At 69.3% G+C, this 16849-nt stretch carries 16 protein-coding genes, 1 tRNA gene and 1 pseudogene; 11 read left to right on the forward strand and 7 right to left on the reverse strand.

The window, feature by feature from the left end; genetic code table 11:
• The first annotated feature begins 100 nt into the window (after positions 1–100).
• Together metH and HDA40_RS33705 are read left to right on the forward strand one after the other, a co-directional pair.
• Positions 101–3634 carry a methionine synthase gene (gene metH / locus HDA40_RS33700; RefSeq protein WP_253761826.1) on the forward strand — a complete coding sequence of 1178 codons (3534 nt, stop codon included), beginning with the start codon at positions 101–103 and terminating at the stop codon, positions 3632–3634.
• Between the two features lie 774 nt (positions 3635–4408).
• The gene (locus tag HDA40_RS33705) at positions 4409–4669 is read left to right on the forward strand and encodes a hypothetical protein (protein WP_253761827.1); all 261 of its coding nucleotides are present in this window, start codon (positions 4409–4411) and stop codon (positions 4667–4669) included.
• Here the strand turns inward: HDA40_RS33705 and HDA40_RS33710 are convergent.
• Positions 4640–4876, reverse strand: coding sequence for a hypothetical protein (locus HDA40_RS33710; protein ID WP_253761828.1), 237 nt, complete (start codon positions 4874–4876; stop codon positions 4640–4642). The two genes, HDA40_RS33705 and HDA40_RS33710, sit on opposite strands and share 30 nt — an antisense overlap.
• 46 nt (positions 4877–4922) lie before the next feature.
• On the opposite strand from HDA40_RS33710, the gene HDA40_RS33715 reads away from it, so the two are divergent.
• Positions 4923–5051, forward strand: a tRNA-OTHER gene (locus HDA40_RS33715).
• A 23-nt stretch (positions 5052–5074) separates the two neighbouring features.
• Here HDA40_RS33715 and HDA40_RS33720 read toward each other — a convergent pair.
• Complete coding sequence (locus tag HDA40_RS33720; protein WP_253761829.1) at positions 5075–6001, reverse strand: aminoglycoside phosphotransferase family protein; 927 nt, start codon at positions 5999–6001, stop codon at positions 5075–5077.
• Between the two features lie 1156 nt (positions 6002–7157).
• Between HDA40_RS33720 and HDA40_RS33725 the strand changes: the two genes are divergently transcribed.
• The gene (locus HDA40_RS33725) at positions 7158–7493 is read left to right on the forward strand and encodes a DUF952 domain-containing protein (protein ID WP_253761830.1); all 336 of its coding nucleotides are present in this window, start codon (positions 7158–7160) and stop codon (positions 7491–7493) included.
• Here HDA40_RS33725 and HDA40_RS33730 read toward each other — a convergent pair.
• Together HDA40_RS33730 and HDA40_RS33735 are read right to left on the reverse strand one after the other, a co-directional pair.
• Positions 7490–7954, reverse strand: a complete 465-nt coding sequence (locus HDA40_RS33730; protein ID WP_253761831.1) for a hypothetical protein — start codon at positions 7952–7954, stop codon at positions 7490–7492. The genes HDA40_RS33725 and HDA40_RS33730 overlap by 4 nt on opposite strands.
• Before the next feature lie 192 nt (positions 7955–8146).
• Positions 8147–8581, reverse strand: coding sequence for a hypothetical protein (locus tag HDA40_RS33735; RefSeq protein ID WP_253761832.1), 435 nt, complete (start codon positions 8579–8581; stop codon positions 8147–8149).
• Here HDA40_RS33735 and HDA40_RS33740 point away from each other — a divergent pair.
• The gene (locus HDA40_RS33740; protein WP_253761833.1) at positions 8565–8885 is read left to right on the forward strand and encodes a hypothetical protein; all 321 of its coding nucleotides are present in this window, start codon (positions 8565–8567) and stop codon (positions 8883–8885) included. The genes HDA40_RS33735 and HDA40_RS33740 overlap by 17 nt on opposite strands.
• Before the next feature lie 78 nt (positions 8886–8963).
• Here the strand turns inward: HDA40_RS33740 and HDA40_RS33745 are convergent, their stop codons facing one another.
• A complete protein-coding gene (locus tag HDA40_RS33745; RefSeq protein ID WP_253761834.1) occupies positions 8964–9464 on the reverse strand; it encodes a hypothetical protein in 501 nt (166 codons plus the stop codon).
• Between the two features lie 70 nt (positions 9465–9534).
• Between HDA40_RS33745 and HDA40_RS42640 the strand changes: the two genes are divergently transcribed.
• Positions 9535–10773 (forward strand): MFS transporter, encoded by a 1239-nt coding sequence (locus tag HDA40_RS42640; RefSeq protein WP_372503056.1) that lies wholly within the window; start codon positions 9535–9537, stop codon positions 10771–10773.
• Here the strand turns inward: HDA40_RS42640 and srmL are convergent.
• Positions 10741–11967: pseudogene (gene srmL, locus HDA40_RS42645) on the reverse strand (PheS-related mystery ligase SrmL); the annotation flags it as partial. The gene HDA40_RS42640 and the pseudogene srmL overlap by 33 nt on opposite strands.
• Here srmL and HDA40_RS33760 point away from each other — a divergent pair.
• Together HDA40_RS33760 and HDA40_RS33765 are read left to right on the forward strand one after the other, a co-directional pair.
• Positions 11950–12615 (forward strand): hypothetical protein, encoded by a 666-nt coding sequence (locus tag HDA40_RS33760; RefSeq protein WP_253761836.1) that lies wholly within the window; start codon positions 11950–11952, stop codon positions 12613–12615. The pseudogene srmL and the gene HDA40_RS33760 overlap by 18 nt on opposite strands.
• Before the next feature lie 76 nt (positions 12616–12691).
• Positions 12692–13192: a universal stress protein gene (locus tag HDA40_RS33765; protein WP_253761837.1), complete on the forward strand. Its 501-nt coding sequence runs from the start codon at positions 12692–12694 to the stop codon at positions 13190–13192.
• Here HDA40_RS33765 and HDA40_RS33770 read toward each other — a convergent pair.
• Complete coding sequence (locus HDA40_RS33770) at positions 13189–15102, reverse strand: M3 family metallopeptidase (RefSeq protein WP_253761838.1); 1914 nt, start codon at positions 15100–15102, stop codon at positions 13189–13191. The genes HDA40_RS33765 and HDA40_RS33770 overlap by 4 nt on opposite strands.
• Positions 15103–15167: 65 nt before the next feature.
• Here HDA40_RS33770 and HDA40_RS33775 point away from each other — a divergent pair, with 65 nt between their 5' ends.
• The 3 genes from HDA40_RS33775 to HDA40_RS33785 are packed head-to-tail and all read left to right on the forward strand — an operon-like array spanning position 15168 to position 16751.
• Positions 15168–15767, forward strand: a complete 600-nt coding sequence (locus HDA40_RS33775) for a sulfite oxidase-like oxidoreductase (RefSeq protein ID WP_253761839.1) — start codon at positions 15168–15170, stop codon at positions 15765–15767.
• On the forward strand, positions 15737–16495 hold the full coding sequence (locus HDA40_RS33780; protein WP_253761840.1) for a ferredoxin reductase: 759 nt from the start codon (positions 15737–15739) through the stop codon (positions 16493–16495). Before HDA40_RS33775 ends, HDA40_RS33780 begins: the two co-directional genes overlap by 31 nt.
• The gene (locus tag HDA40_RS33785) at positions 16488–16751 is read left to right on the forward strand and encodes a DUF6510 family protein (RefSeq protein ID WP_253761841.1); all 264 of its coding nucleotides are present in this window, start codon (positions 16488–16490) and stop codon (positions 16749–16751) included. Before HDA40_RS33780 ends, HDA40_RS33785 begins: the two co-directional genes overlap by 8 nt.
• The last annotated feature ends 98 nt before the right edge of the window (positions 16752–16849 follow it).

Genomic DNA, 16849 nt, shown 5'->3' on the forward strand with positions numbered 1-16849 from the left:
GACGCGGCACCCTGTCGTGATCGTGTCGCGGGCTGCTCGCTCTGTGGGAGCGTCCTGTGCCGTGCTCGGAGTCGTCTGGACGGTTGGCTAGGCTTGCCGGGTGACCAACGCCTTCCTTGCTGCTCTGCGTGATCGGATTCTCATCGCCGACGGTGCGATGGGGACCATGCTGCAGGCGGCCAACCCGACGCTGGACGACTTCTCCGGGTTCGAGGGCTGCAACGAGGTGCTCAACGTGACCCGGCCTGACATCGTCCGGTCGGTGCACGAGGCGTACTTCGCGGCGGGCTCGGACTGCGTCGAGACGAACACGTTCGGGGCGAACTTCGCGGCGTTGGGCGAGTACGGGATCAGCGAGCGGATCTACGAGTACTCGCTGACCGGGGCGCAGATCGCCAAGGAGGTGGCGCACGGGTTCAGCACCCCCGGCCGCCCCCGCTTCGTGATCGGCTCCGTCGGACCGGGCACGAAGCTGCCCACCCTCGGCCACGTGCCGTACGCGACGCTGCGGGACGCGTACCAGGAGAATGTGCGCGGACTGGTGGACGGCGGCGCGGACGCGATCCTCGTGGAGACGTGCCAGGACCTGTTGCAGACGAAGGCCGCGGTGATCGGCGCGAAGCGGGCGATCGCCGCGAGCGGGCGTGCGGTCGCGCTGGTCTGTCAGGTGACGGTCGAGACGACCGGGACCATGCTGCTGGGCAGTGAGATCGGCGCGGCGTTGACCGCGTTGGAGCCGCTGGGCATCGATCTGATCGGCCTGAACTGCGCGACGGGCCCGGCTGAGATGACCGAGCACCTGCGGTACCTGGCGCAGCACTCGCGGGTGCCGCTGTCGGTGATGCCGAACGCGGGACTGCCCGAGCTGACCGCGGACGGCGCTCGCTATCCGCTGACCCCGGCGGAGCTGACCGAGGCGCTGGGCCGGTTCGTCAACGACTACGGCGCGCGGCTGATCGGCGGCTGCTGCGGCACGACCCCGGAGCACCTGGCGGCGGTCGTGGACGAGCTGCACGGCACGGCGCCGGCCGAGCGCGGCCAGCAGCCGGAGGGCGGCCTGGCCAGCCTCTACCACCACGTGCCGTTCCAGCAGGACGCGAGCGTGCTGATGGTGGGGGAGCGGACGAACGCGAACGGCTCCAAGGCGTTCCGTGAGGCGATGCTCGCCGGTGACTACAACGCGTGCATCGAGATCGCGCGGCAGCAGGCCCGCGACGGGTCGCACCTGCTCGACCTGTGCGTCGACTATGTCGGCCGCGACGGCGCGGTGGACATGCGGGAGCTGGCGGGCCGGTTCGCCACCGCGTCGACGCTGCCGATCATGCTGGACTCGACCGAGCCGGCGGTGCTCGAGGCGGGTCTGGAGATGCTGGGCGGCCGCTCGATCATCAACTCGGTGAACTTCGAGGACGGCGACGGCCCGACCTCCCGCTACGCCCGGGTCATGCCGGTGGTCCGGGAGCACGGCGCCGCCGTGGTCGCGCTGACCATCGACGAGGAGGGCCAGGCGCGTACGCGGGACTGGAAGGTCCGGATCGCGGCGCGGCTCATCGACGACCTGACCGGCCAGTGGGGACTGCGCCGTGAGGACATCTTCATCGACGCGCTCACCTTCCCGATCGCGACCGGTCAGGAGGAGACCCGCCGCGACGGCATCGAGACGATCGAGGCGATCAAGGAAATCGCGGCCCGGTATCCCGGGGTGAACTTCACGCTGGGCATCTCGAACGTGTCGTTCGGTCTCAACCCGGCGGCCCGTCAGGTGCTGAACTCGGTGTTCCTCAACGAATGCCAGCAGGCCGGGTTGACCAGCGCGATCGTGCACGCGTCGAAGATCCTGCCGATCGCCCGCATCCCGGAGGAGCAGCTCCAGGTCGCGCTGGACCTGGTCTACGACCGCCGCCGCTTCGCCGCCGACGGTTCGGTGGAGTACGACCCGCTCCAGCGCTACATCGACCTGTTCGAGGGAGTGGACGCCGCCTCGGCCCGCGCGACCCGCGCGGAGGAGCTGGCGGCGCTGCCGCTGGAGGAGCGCCTGCAGCGCCGGATCGTCGACGGCGAGCGCAACGGTCTGGAAGCCGACCTCGACGCCGCGCTGGCGAACAAGTCCGCATTGGACATCGTCAACGAGATCCTGCTCGAAGGCATGAAGACCGTCGGCGACCTGTTCGGCTCCGGCCAGATGCAGCTGCCGTTCGTGTTGCAGTCGGCCGAGGTCATGAAGAACGCCGTGGCGTACCTGGAACCGCACATGGAGAAGTCGGACTCGTCCGGCAAGGGCACGATCGTGCTCGCGACCGTGCGCGGCGACGTCCACGACATCGGCAAGAACCTCGTCGACATCATCTTGTCCAACAACGGCTACACGGTCGTCAACCTCGGCATCAAGCAGCCGATCAACGCGATCCTCGACGCCGCCGAGCAGCACGGCGCCGACGTCATCGGCATGTCCGGGCTGCTGGTCAAGAGCACGGTCATCATGAAGGAGAACCTCGCCGAGATGCTCGCCCGCGGCCTGCACAGCCGTTGGCCGGTCATGCTCGGCGGAGCGGCGCTGACCCGCTCCTACGTCGAGGACGACCTGCGCGACCTGTTCGACGGCGGCGAGGTCCACTACGCCCGCGACGCCTTCGAAGGGCTCGCCCTCATGGACCGGGTGATGACCGCCAAGCGTACGGGGACCGCCGTGGTGGACCCGGCCCGCGAAGCCGCGCTGGCGGCCCGCCGGGAACGCCGGGCCAAGCACCGCGCGGTGGTCACGTCCGAGCTGCCCGGTCTCGACGACGACACGGTACGCAGTGACGTCGCGACCGACGTGGACGTCCCGAAGCCGCCGTTCTTCGGCACCCGGGTCGTCAAGGGCATCCCGGTCGCCGACTACGCGTCGATGCTGGACGAGCGAGCACTGTTCCTCGGCCAGTGGGGCCTGCGGGGCGCCCGCGCCGGCCAAGGCCCGTCCTACGAAGAACTCGTCGAAACCGAAGGCCGGCCCCGGCTGCGCTACTGGCTGGAGCGCTTCGCCACCGAACAGGTCCTGGAATCCGCCGTCGTGTACGGCTACTTCCCGGCGTACTCGGAAGGCAACGACCTGATCGTCTTGGACGAGAACGGGCACAGCGAACGCGCCCGCTTCACGTTCCCGCGCCAGCGCCAAGAACGCCGCCTGTGCCTGGCCGACTTCTTCCGCCCGCGCGACCTCGGCCTCGACGTCCTGGCGCTGCAACTGGTGACGGTCGGCCACACCATCAGCGAGTACGCCAACAAGCTGTTCGCCGGCAACCAATACCGCGACTACCTCGAAGTCCACGGCCTGTCCGTGCAGCTGACCGAGGCGCTCGCGGAATACTGGCACGCCCGGATCCGCGCCGAACTGGTGCTGCCCTCCGGCGACACGGTCGGCTCGTCCGACCCGGCCGACCTGGCTGGCGTGTTGCGCAACGACTACCGCGGCTGCCGGTACGCCTTCGGCTACCCGGCCTGCCCGGACCTTGAGGACCGCGCGAAGATCGTGTCGCTTTTGGACGCCGGCCGGATCGGGGTGGAGTTGTCCGAGGAGTTCCAGCTGCACCCGGAGCAGGCAACGGACGCGATCATCGTGCACCACCCGGAGGCGAACTACTACAACGCCAAGTGACGGGTTCGCTATCCTGTTGATGGTTCGTTTTGCGAGCGGGGCACGGTCAGCGTCAGGACGGCATGGACACTGGAGTCGTGAAGCATCATGCTGCGGTCCGTGCCGTCGTGCGGCGTCTCATCGAGGACCAGACGTTCGACGGGCGCGAGGAGCTGCTGCCGACCGAACTACCTAACGTCGAGCAGATCTACTACTAAGGCGGAGAAGGTAGGCGGCGTCCGTCACTCAAGGAGCGCTGGGCCTTTCGAGCGGGTGATGTCACGCCGTGATCGTGTGGCGGCCTGGCGCGTTCCGGCCGGCGATGCTGCTGCGGGGACGGCCTCGATCGGGGTGCCGATCTCCGGAGCGCCGGATACTCTTCCCCACGCCGGATCGGTACGCGGCCGTCCGGAAGTTCCGCAGTTCGTGGCGGTTTACTGATTTGGCTCACAACAGATCGTTCAAGGCGATCAGTCCACGGGTTTGCAAGCCGTCGACCAGCCGACTAGCAAGAAGGTCGGCGGCGTCTCGGTTCGGACAGCGGATCTTGATCGGGTCCCGGCCGGGTGCGTCGACATGCACGGTCCAACCACCGCGGTAGATCAACCTGTGCGCAAGCCATCGCCCGAGGACGCTTTGCCACGGTGCGGCCCGTGAAGCTGTGGTTGGCTTGCGGTGACTGTTCGATCAGGACGACACCCGACAGCTCAGGTTGCTCCGGTGCGTCGACGGGTGGTCCGGAGGGAGCATGAACGTCAATCCGGCCGAGCTGCGCGACGTTTGTACTCTCCGGACATGGATCAGCAGGAGTACAAGCTTGTCGAAGCGCGGGAGCAGGCCAAATGGGTTGCCTTCCTAGCCACGGGTGTCGCGATCGTCGGCTGGATCTTCGTGGGCCGGAGCCTCAACGCTGTGCTGGTTGGCGCTTCGGGCCGCGGACTGGGTTACGTGCTCGCCGGTTGGCTGGCACTGGCGATCCTCGCGACGGTCATGGCGGGGGCTGGTTTCGTCGTATCTTGGGTCGTGTCAGCTTTTGCTCGCTACGAGAGAAGATGACCTCTTCGTTATGGAGCCGTATGGCTGAGCAGATGCCGCGACGGCGAGTAGTCGATCTTCCAGTCGGAAGCTCTTGCCGCTGCACTTGCGGCACAGGAGTTCATCGGTGTGGCGTACGGGGTAGCCGCCAGCTTGGAAGTCACGCAGATAGTCGGTGAGGTCGGTGAAATCTTCGCCTCGCCAATGCCGGCCGGTCTTGTCGATCACGCAAATAGCTTGCCTCGGCTGGAAAGTGCGCAGCAAAGTGGTGGGCGGACCGGTGGCAGAGTCTGGACGATTGCGACGCCTTGTGTCGAGAAGCCTGCGTACAGGTGGCACGAGGCGTGTGGGGCTTCGGGCGTACGCGCCTGCCCTACCAGGGGTTCGAATCCCCTTCGGTCCGCGAGGACGATTCGTGCCGATGGGCTATCGCCGGCTTGTGGCGTACTCGGCGAAGAGGCCGTCGAGGATGCGTTTGGCGGTCACGGCGTCTTCGTCGTCGGGGTCGTCGTAGCACCAGGAATAGGTGGCGAGCGTCTTCCACAGCGCCCAGCCGCGTCCACGTGCCCAGGTCGCGTCGTCGACGGACAGGCGCTCGCGGAACTCCTGGCTGCCCTCGGTGGTCAACAGTGTCCAGGCGATCGCGAGGTCGCAGGCGGGATCGCCGACACCGCACGTGCCGAAGTCGATGACGGCGGCGAGCTGCCCGCCGTCGAGCAGGAGGTTGCCACGGGCTACGTCGCCGTGGAACCACGTCGGCTTGCCGTTCCAGGGCGCGTCCAGCGCGTTCTTCCAGATCTCGCGGGCCAGTGCGACATCGAGGTGGCCGTCGAGTGCGGTCAGCGATCGGTCGACTTCCGGCTGGTAGGTGCGCAGCGTTCCGCCTCGGTACCAGTTGTGCAGTCCTGGGCCGGGGCCGTCGGTCGGATCGACGCGCTGGAGGGCCACCAGGAACTCGGCCAGGTCGATGGCGAACCGGATGGGATCGGCGATGTCCTCCGGGTTCGACTGTGAGCCGTCGAGCCAGGGATAGATCGACCAGGAGAACGGGTAGCCGGCGTCCGGGCGGCCCATCGCCAGCGGGACCGGGATGGGCAGCGGAAGCTGCGGGGCGAGTTCCGGCAGCCAGCGGTGCTCCTTGTCGACTGCTAGGGCGTACTCGGCTGCGCTGGGCATTCGCACCGACCTCCCGGAGCCGAGGTGGAACGTCCAGTTGTCCCATCCGCCGTTGGCTACCGGCTCGACGGGGAGGTCAGCCCATTCGGGGAACTGGTTCGCTACGAGATGGCGTACCACATCTGTCTCGATGGTGATGCGTTGCGGTACGGGCCCGAGATCCGGTGTGTCGCTCACGGGGGAATGCAAGCCGACCAGGGTGACTGTCGGCAAGGTGTTTTCGTCAGGCTGCGCGGCGCCCTGTCGGCGAGCGATGTGGCGGATGGCCGGGGTTGTTCTGGTGCAATTGCCAGACATGGCGTCGGGCTTCGGGCGTATCGAGGAGTAGGCCGCGGATCGCCCAATCACGCAGGGATTCGTCATCGTTGTGCGATTCGGCGTGAGGAGCGGGAGCGCCAACGCGGCCAGGCCAATCCGCCGGTGGATGCGGCGGTCGAGGCGGCGGGGGGCGTGGTCGCGCCGCAGCCGACGATCCAGTGGCGTTACCGGGTCCATGACGACGACGGCACTCTGCTGTTTCGCGGTGTCACCCGCGCCCGACCAGCCCTGCACTCTGCTCCGGTGGCTGGCGTGGACGCTGCGCGGGAAAGCGACTCGCACGCTGGATCGGCGGCTGGCCAGCGCGGTGCGAGCTGCTGGATCGGCCGCTGGCCTGTGTGGTGCGAGCGTCGCTGGAACGCCGTCGACCCTACGGGCGACCGGTGAGGTAGCTGGTGTTCCACCGGCGGACGGCCGACCCGGAATCCGCCTACCCACCGACGGATCGGCCACCGACCGCGAGGCCACCGACAGGGAGGCCACCGACCGCGAGACCCACGACCGCGAGACCCACGACCGCGAGACCCACGACAGGGAGGCCCACGACCGTGAGACCCGCGGCGGCGCCCCGCTGTTTCACGGTGTCACCGGAGTCCGGCCTATCTCGCACGCCGCACCGGTGGTCGGTCCGAGCCGTGGGCACCGCTGACCGCTGGCGAGTGAACGGCTCGACTTCCGGATGGTCACGCACCGAACCGGTGCGGGGAAAGGTATCCGGGCTTCCGGAGATCGTTCCAGCGGACGATGCGGTGTCGATCCGTCCGGCTCGCCCGACCAACGCCGGGCCCAGGCGCGAAACCGGGCCACTCCAGCGCAAGCGGGCAGGCCGACCGAACCCCTGCCCTCCCACGCAGGACGACGAAGCCGCACGCTTCCCCAACGCGAAACTGCGCAGCTGGGTCGTCAACGCCCGAGACGTCACCTGCTGAGCGCATCCTCCCCCATGATCGTCTGCGAGCGGGACGATAGCAGGATCGGGGCGTACGCGGGGACCGTAGTCTGCGATGTTGGCGAGGTGACGATCTACAAGCTTCTGCGCCCGGCTGAGTGGACGGAGTTCCAGGCTGCGGGGGAGTTCGACGGTACGCCGTTCGATCACGAGAGCGGCTTCATCCACTGCTCTTCGCGTACGCAGGCGCAGTCGACGGCGTTGCGGGTCTTCGGCTCTGGTACGCCGCTGGTCGTTCTCGCCGTCGATGAGGAGTCCTTGGGCGACGCGGTGAAGTGGGAGTTGGCGCCCAACCGAGGTGAGGAGTTTCCGCACGTCTACGGGACGTTGCCGTTGGCCGCGGTGACCGGTGTCTACGAAGTGGACGACGCGGGCGTACTGGACGACGTGCTGCCGAGCTAATCCTTCTCGCAGGCGATCCTGTCGTGGTCGCGGTCGAGGTCGTAGATGTCGCTGCCGACGACTCGGGCCGTGCCGGTGAGGTATGCCGGGCCGTCGCCGCTCCCGCCCGCGCAGTCGACGTCGGAGGCGATCGGCACACAGGCACCGGCGTAGTTCGGGTCGCACGACCGCTTGGGAGAAGCCGAGCGCTTGGGTGAAGCCGAGCGCTTGGGTGCAGCCGAGGTCCGCGAGGGACTAGGGGAGGGACGCAGCGTCGGCGGCGCGGCTGCCGAGGGGGCGACCGCCGACTGGATCGCAGCAGGGCTCTGCGTATTGGCGGGCTTGGAGTTGGTCGGCGCCGCAACGGGATCGGCGGCCAGCGCGGACACGATGAGGCCGATGCCGCAGATCCCGCCGATCACCGCGGCGGTGACGCCGACAATCAAGGCACCGTTCGCCTGTGAGGATTTGCTGGACGACATGGGTGGAACTCTGCTCTCCTGGTAGAGGCTCGTGAAAGCGGGAGTTCGGTCACTGCCCGCGAAGAGATCGGCCCAGGCCACGCCCGCCGAAGATGCCCGGCGAAGGACCGAAGATGCCTGGTCAAACCGCCGAAGATGCCCGGCGGAGCGCTGAAGATGCGTACCCGCAGGAGTGAGGAAGTCAGAAGGACGTCAGCGCAGGATCTCCTGGACTCGGGCGGTGGCGCGGGACAACTCCCGGCTGCCCTGGGTCATCTCGTCGTTCGACTTGAGCAGCAGCCGGCTGTCGGCCTTCTCGGCTCCGGCGACGCAGTCGAGCGCTGCTTTCTCGTAGAGGTCTAGGGAGGCTGCCCAGAACTTCTGGGCTTGCGCGTCGGGCAGCGGGGCGTACGCCTGCGCCGCGTCCACGTCGGACTTCAGGGTGCTGCAGCCGGCCTTCACGGCGGGTAGATCCGTTGCGGTGGCGGCCTTCGCGATCGCTTCGAAGTCGTTTTGCAGCGCGGTGAGCCGCTTGTCGCCGCCGTGGGTGAACCAGTCGGCGATGGCCTGCTGCTTCTGCGGGTCTCCGGAAGGCCCGGCTGCGGAAGTGCCGGCCGCCGAAGCATCCGCTGTGGAAGAACCGGCCACGGAAGAACCGGCCACGGAAGAACCGGCCACGGAAGAAGCGGCCACGGATGAACTGGCCATGGAAGAACCGGCCACGGATGAAGCGGCCACGGATGAACCGGCCATGGAAGAACGGGCTGAGGATGGACCGGCCGCGGAAGAACCGGCCGTGGAGGGTCCGGCTGAGGACGGACTCGCTGAGGACGTACCAGCCAAGGAGGCGGTGGCGGGGCCGACGAGCAGGGCGGCGCCGGCGATCAGCGTGACGAGAAGACTCACAACACACCCCCCGAATACGCCTACCCCCGAATATGCGAACCTCTGAAAACGCGCACCCCAAGGGCGAAGAATCCCCAGAATACGCCTATTTCAACGGGTCCAACCGCGACTCCAACCGCGACTGCTACAGCGACTCCAACCGTGCACGAGAAAGTGCCGCCGCCAATGCGGAGGAGTCGAAGGCGAGACCGTGCAGGTCGCCGAGTGCCTGTTCGACGAGGGCGTACAGGGCGCCGGGGGCGGCGGACAGCGCGTGTTCGAGGGTGGCGGCGGCGAGGTGGGCGCGCGGATCGTCGGGTGGGGCGGCGACCAGTGCCGTGTGCGCGCGGAGGGCGGATGTCCGGAGGGCGGCGATCAAGTCTGTGTCAACGGGGCGTTGACGATCAAGCAAGCCACATAGTCTCAGGTACCGCTGTTCGGCCGCCTGGCGGGAGCCGACGCCGATCGTTGTGGCGATCCGGCTCCAGGAGACGCCGGCCGAGCGCAGGTCGGCGATCAGTCCTCGTTCCAGCGAGTCGAGGTCTTTGCGGGCCGCCGCGAGTCGGCCGAGCGCGGCCAGCCGGTCGGCCACGGAGGCGTCGTCGCGGGTCACGGCCGCGGTCACGGAGTCGTAGGCGCGCGTCATTGCCGCAGCGTACCGCAGTCAACGGAAAGTTGACCTTGGCGGCCAGCAAAACGGCCGCTAGCTTGAGCGCATGTCACTCAAGGTACGACGCAATAGGAACGTGCCGCTGTTCATCGGCGTCTCGATCGCCTCCGGCTTCGGTGGGTCGGCGATGTCGTTGACGGCCACGGTGTGGGTGCTCGCGTTGAGCGGCTCGAGCGAGCTGGCGGCGCTGGCCGGGTTGTGCGTCTACCTGCCGACGCTGTTCGGGCCGCTGCTGGGGTCGCTTGTGGACCGGATGCCGCGGCGGCGGTTGCTGATCTGGACCAGTCTGGTGCTGGCGGCCGGGCTGTTCAGCCTGCTGTTGGTACGCGAGCGCGGTGACCTGTGGCTGCTCTACGCGGTGATGCTCGCGTACGGGGTGAATTATGTGCTCAACGACGCGGCCGAGTCGGCTTTGCTGCCGAGCGCGGTGGAGCCGGCGGTGCTGGGCCGGTTGAACGGCTGGCGGATGAGCGCGCAGGAGAGCATGAAGATCATCGCTCCGCTGGCCGGCGCGGGCCTGTTCGCGTGGCAGGGCGGCGGCGCGGTCGCGGTGATCTGCGCGGCGACGCTGGTGCTCTCGTCCGGGCTCTATGCGCTGATCAGGGCCGATGAGCCGCCGCGCCGCCCCCGGACTCGGGTTCGGCTGACCGCGTTGGCCGGTCCGGTCAAGCGAACCGTGGGCATCGCGGCCACGGCGGTGGCGATGTCCGGCTTCGTCACCGCCGCCCAGTTGGAGGTGGTGACCGTCCAGCTCGGGCGGCCCGCGAGCTTCGTCGGCGTACTGGCGTCGTTGCAGGGCGCGGGCGCCATCGTCGGCGGGCTGCTCGCGGGCCGCTTCCTGGATCGGCTGTCGGAGATCCGGTTCGGCGCGCTGGGGGCTGCGCTGTTCACCGTCGGGCTCGTCCTGCGCGGCCTGCCGTGGCTGCCGGGCGTGGTCGCCGGGGCGGTGATCGCGGGCGTCGGTCTGCCGTGGACGGTGGTCGCCGCGATGACCGCCGTCCAGCGTCACACCCCCGGCGAGATGCTCGGCCGCGTCTCGGCCACGGCCACGACGCTCACCTTCGCGCCGCTGGCCGCGGCCATCCCGGCCGGTTCGGGCCTGGTCGCCGTCGCCGGCACCCTGCCCGCGCTGGTCATTGCCGCATTACTCCTCTTGTACGCCGTGCGCAGCGCTCGCCCATTCATGGGCGGAACCGGCGTGCAGCGCGGCGTAGACGCGGTCCCGCAACAGATTCGCGTCGGCGGCGGTGAGGGTGCGGGACGGGTGCCGGAGGATCAGGCGTAGGAGCACGTTCTTCTGCCCGGGGGTCAGACCCATCCGGTCGCGCGCCGACGGGGGCAGTTCGTCGTAGGGGGTGGCGGAGACGACGGACACCTCCTCGACGGCGTCGGACGCCGGGCCCAGCGTTGTGCGTACGACATCGCCTAGAAGTTCGGCGTCGAGTTCGTCGCCGACGGCGAGTGACAGATCGCGGCGCGTGGGCGGATGGTTCGAGACGGCGCGGTAGGGCCGCAGGTCGAGCATCTGCCCGGCCACCCGCGGGTCGGGGTCGCGCAGCAGCCGGATGTCCGGTACGCCCTTGGCGAGCATGGTGAGCCGGTCGAGACCGAGCCCCATCGCGAGGCCGGACCCGGCGGGCAGCCCGGCCGCTGCGAGCACCTCGGGGTGGGCCAGCCCGCATTCGCCGATCTCGACGTCGCCGTCAGCGGTCCGCACGTAGATCTCGCAGCCCTCCACCGTGTACGGATGGACGCTCGGCGGGGTGTGCCAGGTGCGGCCCGGCAGCACCGCCTCGACGACCGCGCGGACCATGGTGGTCAGATCGTCCGAGGTCAGCGGCGGTCCGGCAGGCCGGATCAGCCACAGGTCGTGCTGGTGCGGCTGGCCGACGTGGTGCCGGTCGATGACGTCGCGGCGGTAGCAGATCCCCGGCACGCTGAGCAGCACGTCGCCGGTGGTCTGCTGGAGCAGGGCCGGGATCCGGGCGGTGGTGTGCGAGCGGAGCATGCGGCCGTCGCCGGCGTAGTGGCTGTACCGGCGGTCGCGGGTCACGTCGTCCGGCCGATAGCGCAGCCGGTCGTAGTTGTCGGCGACAGTGACGATCCGGGGGCCTGGGTCTCGGCGGACCGGGACCGGCCAGGTCGCGGCCAGGGCGTCTTCGAGCCGGCGGACGACTTCTTGCACGGCGTGCGGGCCGGCGTCGGGGTCGGTGAGGTCGCGAACGGCGAGCAGCCGCTCCAGCGGAGTGGTCATGAGTGTCCTCCATCGATGCGCGAACGTGCGCGCCGTCGACGAGAAGGCTGTTACCGAACGCGGCGCGCGAACGTCGGCCCACCGGAGAACCGGGGGCACGTAAATCGCGGCGTGCTCGCACTCATGCACATATTCTCGGCCGTCATCCAGGACTTTCGCAACCGCGTTCCTTTGGCGCGACCGGCGAATCGGGCATACCGTCGAGTGGTGCGGGATCCGATCCATGACGATGCGATCCGCGAGGACCTGGACGACCTGGGCCTGCGGCACTTCCTCGACGTCCGCGCGACGGTCCGGCCGATGCTGGCCGGTCTCGCCGGGCGGCAGCGTACGGCGTTCGCGGCAGCGGTGGCCGACCGGTTGCAGCACGAGCATCACCAGCTGCCCGACCAGGAGCGGGCGGCGATCGTGTGCCACTGGCGGCCGGTCCTCGAAGTCGTCTGGGACGGCCTGTGCGGCCGCCGGGACGGCAAGCAGTCGGTCGCCGAGGTGGCTGAGGCGGTTGGCGCGTTCTATCTGAGCCCGGCGTACCAGAAACCGCATGACAATCCGGCCGACGCGGTCGACCACGCGGCGATGGCCGCCTTCTACGCCGCCGAGTGCTACCTGCACGGCTGCGCCGAGTTCGCGATGTGGGCGGGCTGGCGCGGCTTCGACTACGCCTCCGTGCTGGCGGGGGACGACCGGGACTGGCCGCACCGCAAACCGCCCCGCGTACGCCTGGAGAGCTGGGAACTGGCCCATCCGGCGATCCAGGCCGAGCTGGATCGGCAGCTGACCGACCTCGAACTGCTCGACGAACAGGGCTGGACTCTCGACGACACCGCTGACGGCTGCCGGGATTTGGTGGACAAACTTCGCGGAGAGGCGTAAATCTCCGCGGCGCTCTTGCGTACGCTCCCCAGACTTGATGTCATCGATATCAGAGGATGTCGAAGGTGACGGAGCCATGACCGAGCGGCTGAGGGTGATCCTGGGAGTGCACGACTCCCTGTCGGGGTTGCGGGCGCTACGCCGGGCGGTCGGCGAAGCGCGGATCCGCGCCGCCGAACTGCACGCGGTGCGTGCCTGGATGCCGACCGCGGGCGGCTACTACGCCCCCACGGTACGGATCTGGGAGTCCGAACTGGACGCGGCCGCCAAAGCGGAGATCCGGCACGCGTTCGACACGGCGATGGGCGGTCTGCCCCGTGATGTCGACCTGCGCCTGGTGACCGTCCAGGCCCTGCCCGGCCCGGCGCTGGTCGAGTACGCGTACCGCGACGACGACCTGCTCGTGGTGGGCGTCGGGCGGCCGGGGCGGCTGGCCCGGCTGGCCGGTCGCGGCGGCACCTCGAAATACTGCCTGAACCGGGCGTTGTGCCCCGTCCTGATGGTGCCGCCGGACCGGTTCGCCACCGAGTGCACGCGGGTGACCGCGACCGACCTCACGCGCTCGCTCCAGGCTTAGTCCTCGAGCCACGCCTGGAAGGCGTCGAAGCGGTAGTCGCGTCCGAGGAAGTCCCGGATCAGCTCGGCCGCCGGCGCCGATCCGCCGCGCCCGATGACGGTCTGCCGGTAGCGGCCCGCCGGGCCGGTCGCGAGCAGGTCGTCGGGGTCGAAGGCGGTGAACAGGTCCTTGGCGATCACCAGCGACCACATGTACGTGTAGTACATCGCGGAGTAGCCGTTGAGGTGGCCGAAGGAGAGGTGGAACTTCGACCCCGCCGGGTGCCGGAACGGGGTGTGCAGCTCCATCAGTTCCTTCTCCACCGCCGGAATGTCGAGTGTGGACGGATCGCGGCGGTGCAGTTCCAGGCTGAGCGCGGCGTAGAACATCTGCTGGCGTACGGACATGCCCTTGCCGAACTCCTCGGCCGCCCGCATCGCCACTACCGTCTCGGCCGGCAGGATCTCGCCGGTGTCGGCGTGCCGGGCGAACCGGGCCAGCACGCCGTGGTCGCGTACCCACTCCTCGAGCAGCTGCGACGGGGCCTCGACGAAGTCCCACTCCACGCTGACCCCGCCGACGCCGCTCCAGCGGCCGGCACTGGCGAAGATCTGGTGCAGCAGGTGGCCGAACTCGTGGAAGAACGTCCGCACGTCGGTCGGCTGCAACAGGGCGCGGCCGTTGGCCGGGTTGGGCAGGTTGCACAACAGCGTGCACTCGGGCGTACGCCCCCGCTTGCCGACGACCATCGTGAACATCGCGGCGTGGCTGAACTTGTCGGCCCGCGGGTGCATGTCGAGGTAGATGCGGCCCAGCACCGCGTCGTTCTCGACGACGTCGTACGCCTCGACCTCCGGATGCCACACCGGCTGCTCGACCGGGCGGAACTCGACGCCGAACATCTGCGCCGCGACCGCCATCAGCCCGTCCTTGACGGCGGTGTACTCCAGGTACGGCCGGACCGTCTGGGAGTCGAAGGCGAACTGCTCCGCGCGTACGCGGTCGGTCAGGTAGTTGTTGTCCCACGGCTCGACGGTGTCGGCGGTGGGGTCGTCGGCGCGCTTGCGCTCCAGCAGCACGGCGTAGTCGCGGCCGCTGCGGTCGCGGGCGGCGTCGGAGATGCGGGCCACGAAGTCGGCGATCGCCTGCTCCGAGCCGATCATCTTGTTGGCCGTGACGAAGTCGGCCCAGGTCGCGAAGCCGAGCAGGCCGGCCAGCTCGCGCCGCAGTTCCAGCAGGCGCCGCAGGTTGGCCTCGTTGTCGGGGAAGCCGCGCATCGTGTTGAGCCGCCACAGCTGCTCGCGGGCGGCCGCGTCGCGGGAGTACGTCATGAACGGGATGTAGTCCGGATAGTCGGTGGTGATCCGGACCAGGCCGTCGTCGCCGGCCGGGTGGGCGGCCACGTAGTCGTCGGGCAGCCCGTCCAGCGCGCTCGGCGGGACTTCGGCGGTACGCGTGTCGGAGGCGATCGTCCGTTCGAACGCCTGACCGGTGGCGGTCAGCTCGTCCTGCAGCGCGCGTACGCGAGCCCGGGTCTCGTCGTCCCGGTCGACGCCGGCCAGGCGCATGTCGCGCAGCACCCGGCCGACCCAGTGGCGCGTGGCCGCGTCCTCGGCGGTCAGGTCGAGCCCAGCGAGCGTCTGGTACACCGCCGGGTCGAGGGAGATCTCGGTGAGCCGTTTGTCGATGTCCTGCTGGACGGTGGCGGCGGTGGCGCGGACGTCCGCGTCCGGGTGGGCCATCTGGGCCAGCTTGGCCAGGTTGCGTACCCGGCTCAGGGACGACACGGCCTCGTCGTACGCGGTCAGCGTGCCGGTGGCGAGGAAGTCGCCGAGGTGGCCGGCGGCGGTGGCCGCCGTTTCGTCGGCGGCGGTGGTGAGCGCGTCGGAGCCGCCCGCCACGAGGGCGGCGGCAGCGGAGGTGTCCTGCATATCCGCAACCGTAGCGTTCCGCCAGACCGCACCGCCGCCCCGCGCGCCGGTGGTAGAACTAGCACGTGGGCATCGTGTCGCCGGGGTTCTCCGGCCGCCGCCAGACGTCCGGGCCGAAGCTGCCGCCCGGCCAGTACCTCACCCAGGACTTTCCCGTGCTCTCGGCCGGGCCGACGCCCCGCGTCGCGCTCGACTCGTGGGAGTTCGCGGTGATCACCGAGACGGGTGAACGGCACACCTGGTCGTGGGCCGAGCTTCAAGAGCTGCCCGCCGAGGAGTTCACCGTCGACATCCACTGCGTCACGAAGTGGTCGAAGCTGGGCACGCGGTGGCGCGGGGTGGCGATCGAGACGCTGCTGGAGGACGTCGAGACGGCGGCCGACTTCACGCTCGCGCACAGCTACGGCGGCTACACCACCAACGTGCCGCTGGACGACCTGCTCGACGGGCAGGCGTGGATCGCGTACGAGTTCGAGGGCGAGCCGCTGGCTCCCGAGCACGGCGGCCCGGCGCGGCTAGTGGTGCCGCATCTGTACTTCTGGAAGTCGGCCAAGTGGGTGCGCGGTCTGCAACTGCTGCTGGAGGACGAGCCCGGATTCTGGGAGACGGCCGGGTATCACGACTACGGAGACCCATGGCGCGAACAGCGGTATCAAGGCGACTGACCTGGCGCGCGGCCGAGCTGCGTGAGGTGCGCGGCGAGACGTCCAGCGCGCACTCGCTGATCTTCGAGGTGCCCGGCTGGCCCGGTCATCTGCCCGGTCAGCACGTCGACGTGCGGCTGACCGCCGAGGACGGCTACTCGACCGAACGTAGCTACTCGATCGCGTCGGCGTTCACCGATCACCACGATCTCGTCGAGCTGACGGTGCAGCGCATTCCCGACGGCGAGGTGTCGCCGTACCTGGTCGACGTGCTCCAACCTGGGATGCGGGTCGAGCTGCGCGGCCCGGTCGGCGGCTGGTTCGTGTGGCGCCCCGCCGACACCGCGCCGGTGCTGCTGGTCGCCGGCGGCTCCGGGGTGGTCCCGCTCATGGCCATGATCAGGGCCCGCGCCCAGGCCTCCGTCCGCGTTCCGTTCCGGCTCGTCTACTCCACGCGTACGCCGGAAGACGTGCTCTATGCCGACGAGTTGCGCCGCCGTGCCCTGGAGGACCGTGGGCTCGACGTGACGATCGTCTATACGCGGCGCGTGCCGGACGGCCACGGCCGCCCGCCGGGCCGATTGACCGCCGCCGACCTGGCCGAATGGGGCTGGCCGCCGGACTTCGAACCGGCCGTGTTCGTCTGCGGGCCGACCGGGTTCGTCGAGGCGGCCGCCGACCTGCTGATCGACGCCGGGCACGAGCCCGCACGGATCAAGACCGAACGCTTCGGAGGAACCGATGCTTGACTACGTTGACGGCAGCTCATTGGCCGGGCCGATGCGGGAGCTGTTCGCGGTCGACGTCACCGCGGTCGAGGGCCGCTGCGCCGCGTGCGGGCTGACCGGTCCGATCGCCGCCCTGCACGTCTACGGCCATGATCACGGTCCGGGCCTGGTCGGCCGCTGCCCCGGATGTGACGAGATCGTCCTGCGGCTGGTGCGTACGCCGACGGACGCTTGGCTCGACGTGCGAGGGGCGGTGAGCCTGCGATTCTCGCTGTGAAAACCTGGGAAATCCAGGAAAACCTGGTTCGCGGCATAGACACGCGATAGGCGGCTTTGAGTCCGCTTCAAGGTTTGAGTAGGTTACTGGTACGGGTA

The organism is Hamadaea flava (assembly GCF_024172085.1).
Lineage (GTDB): Bacteria > Actinomycetota > Actinomycetes > Mycobacteriales > Micromonosporaceae > Hamadaea > Hamadaea flava.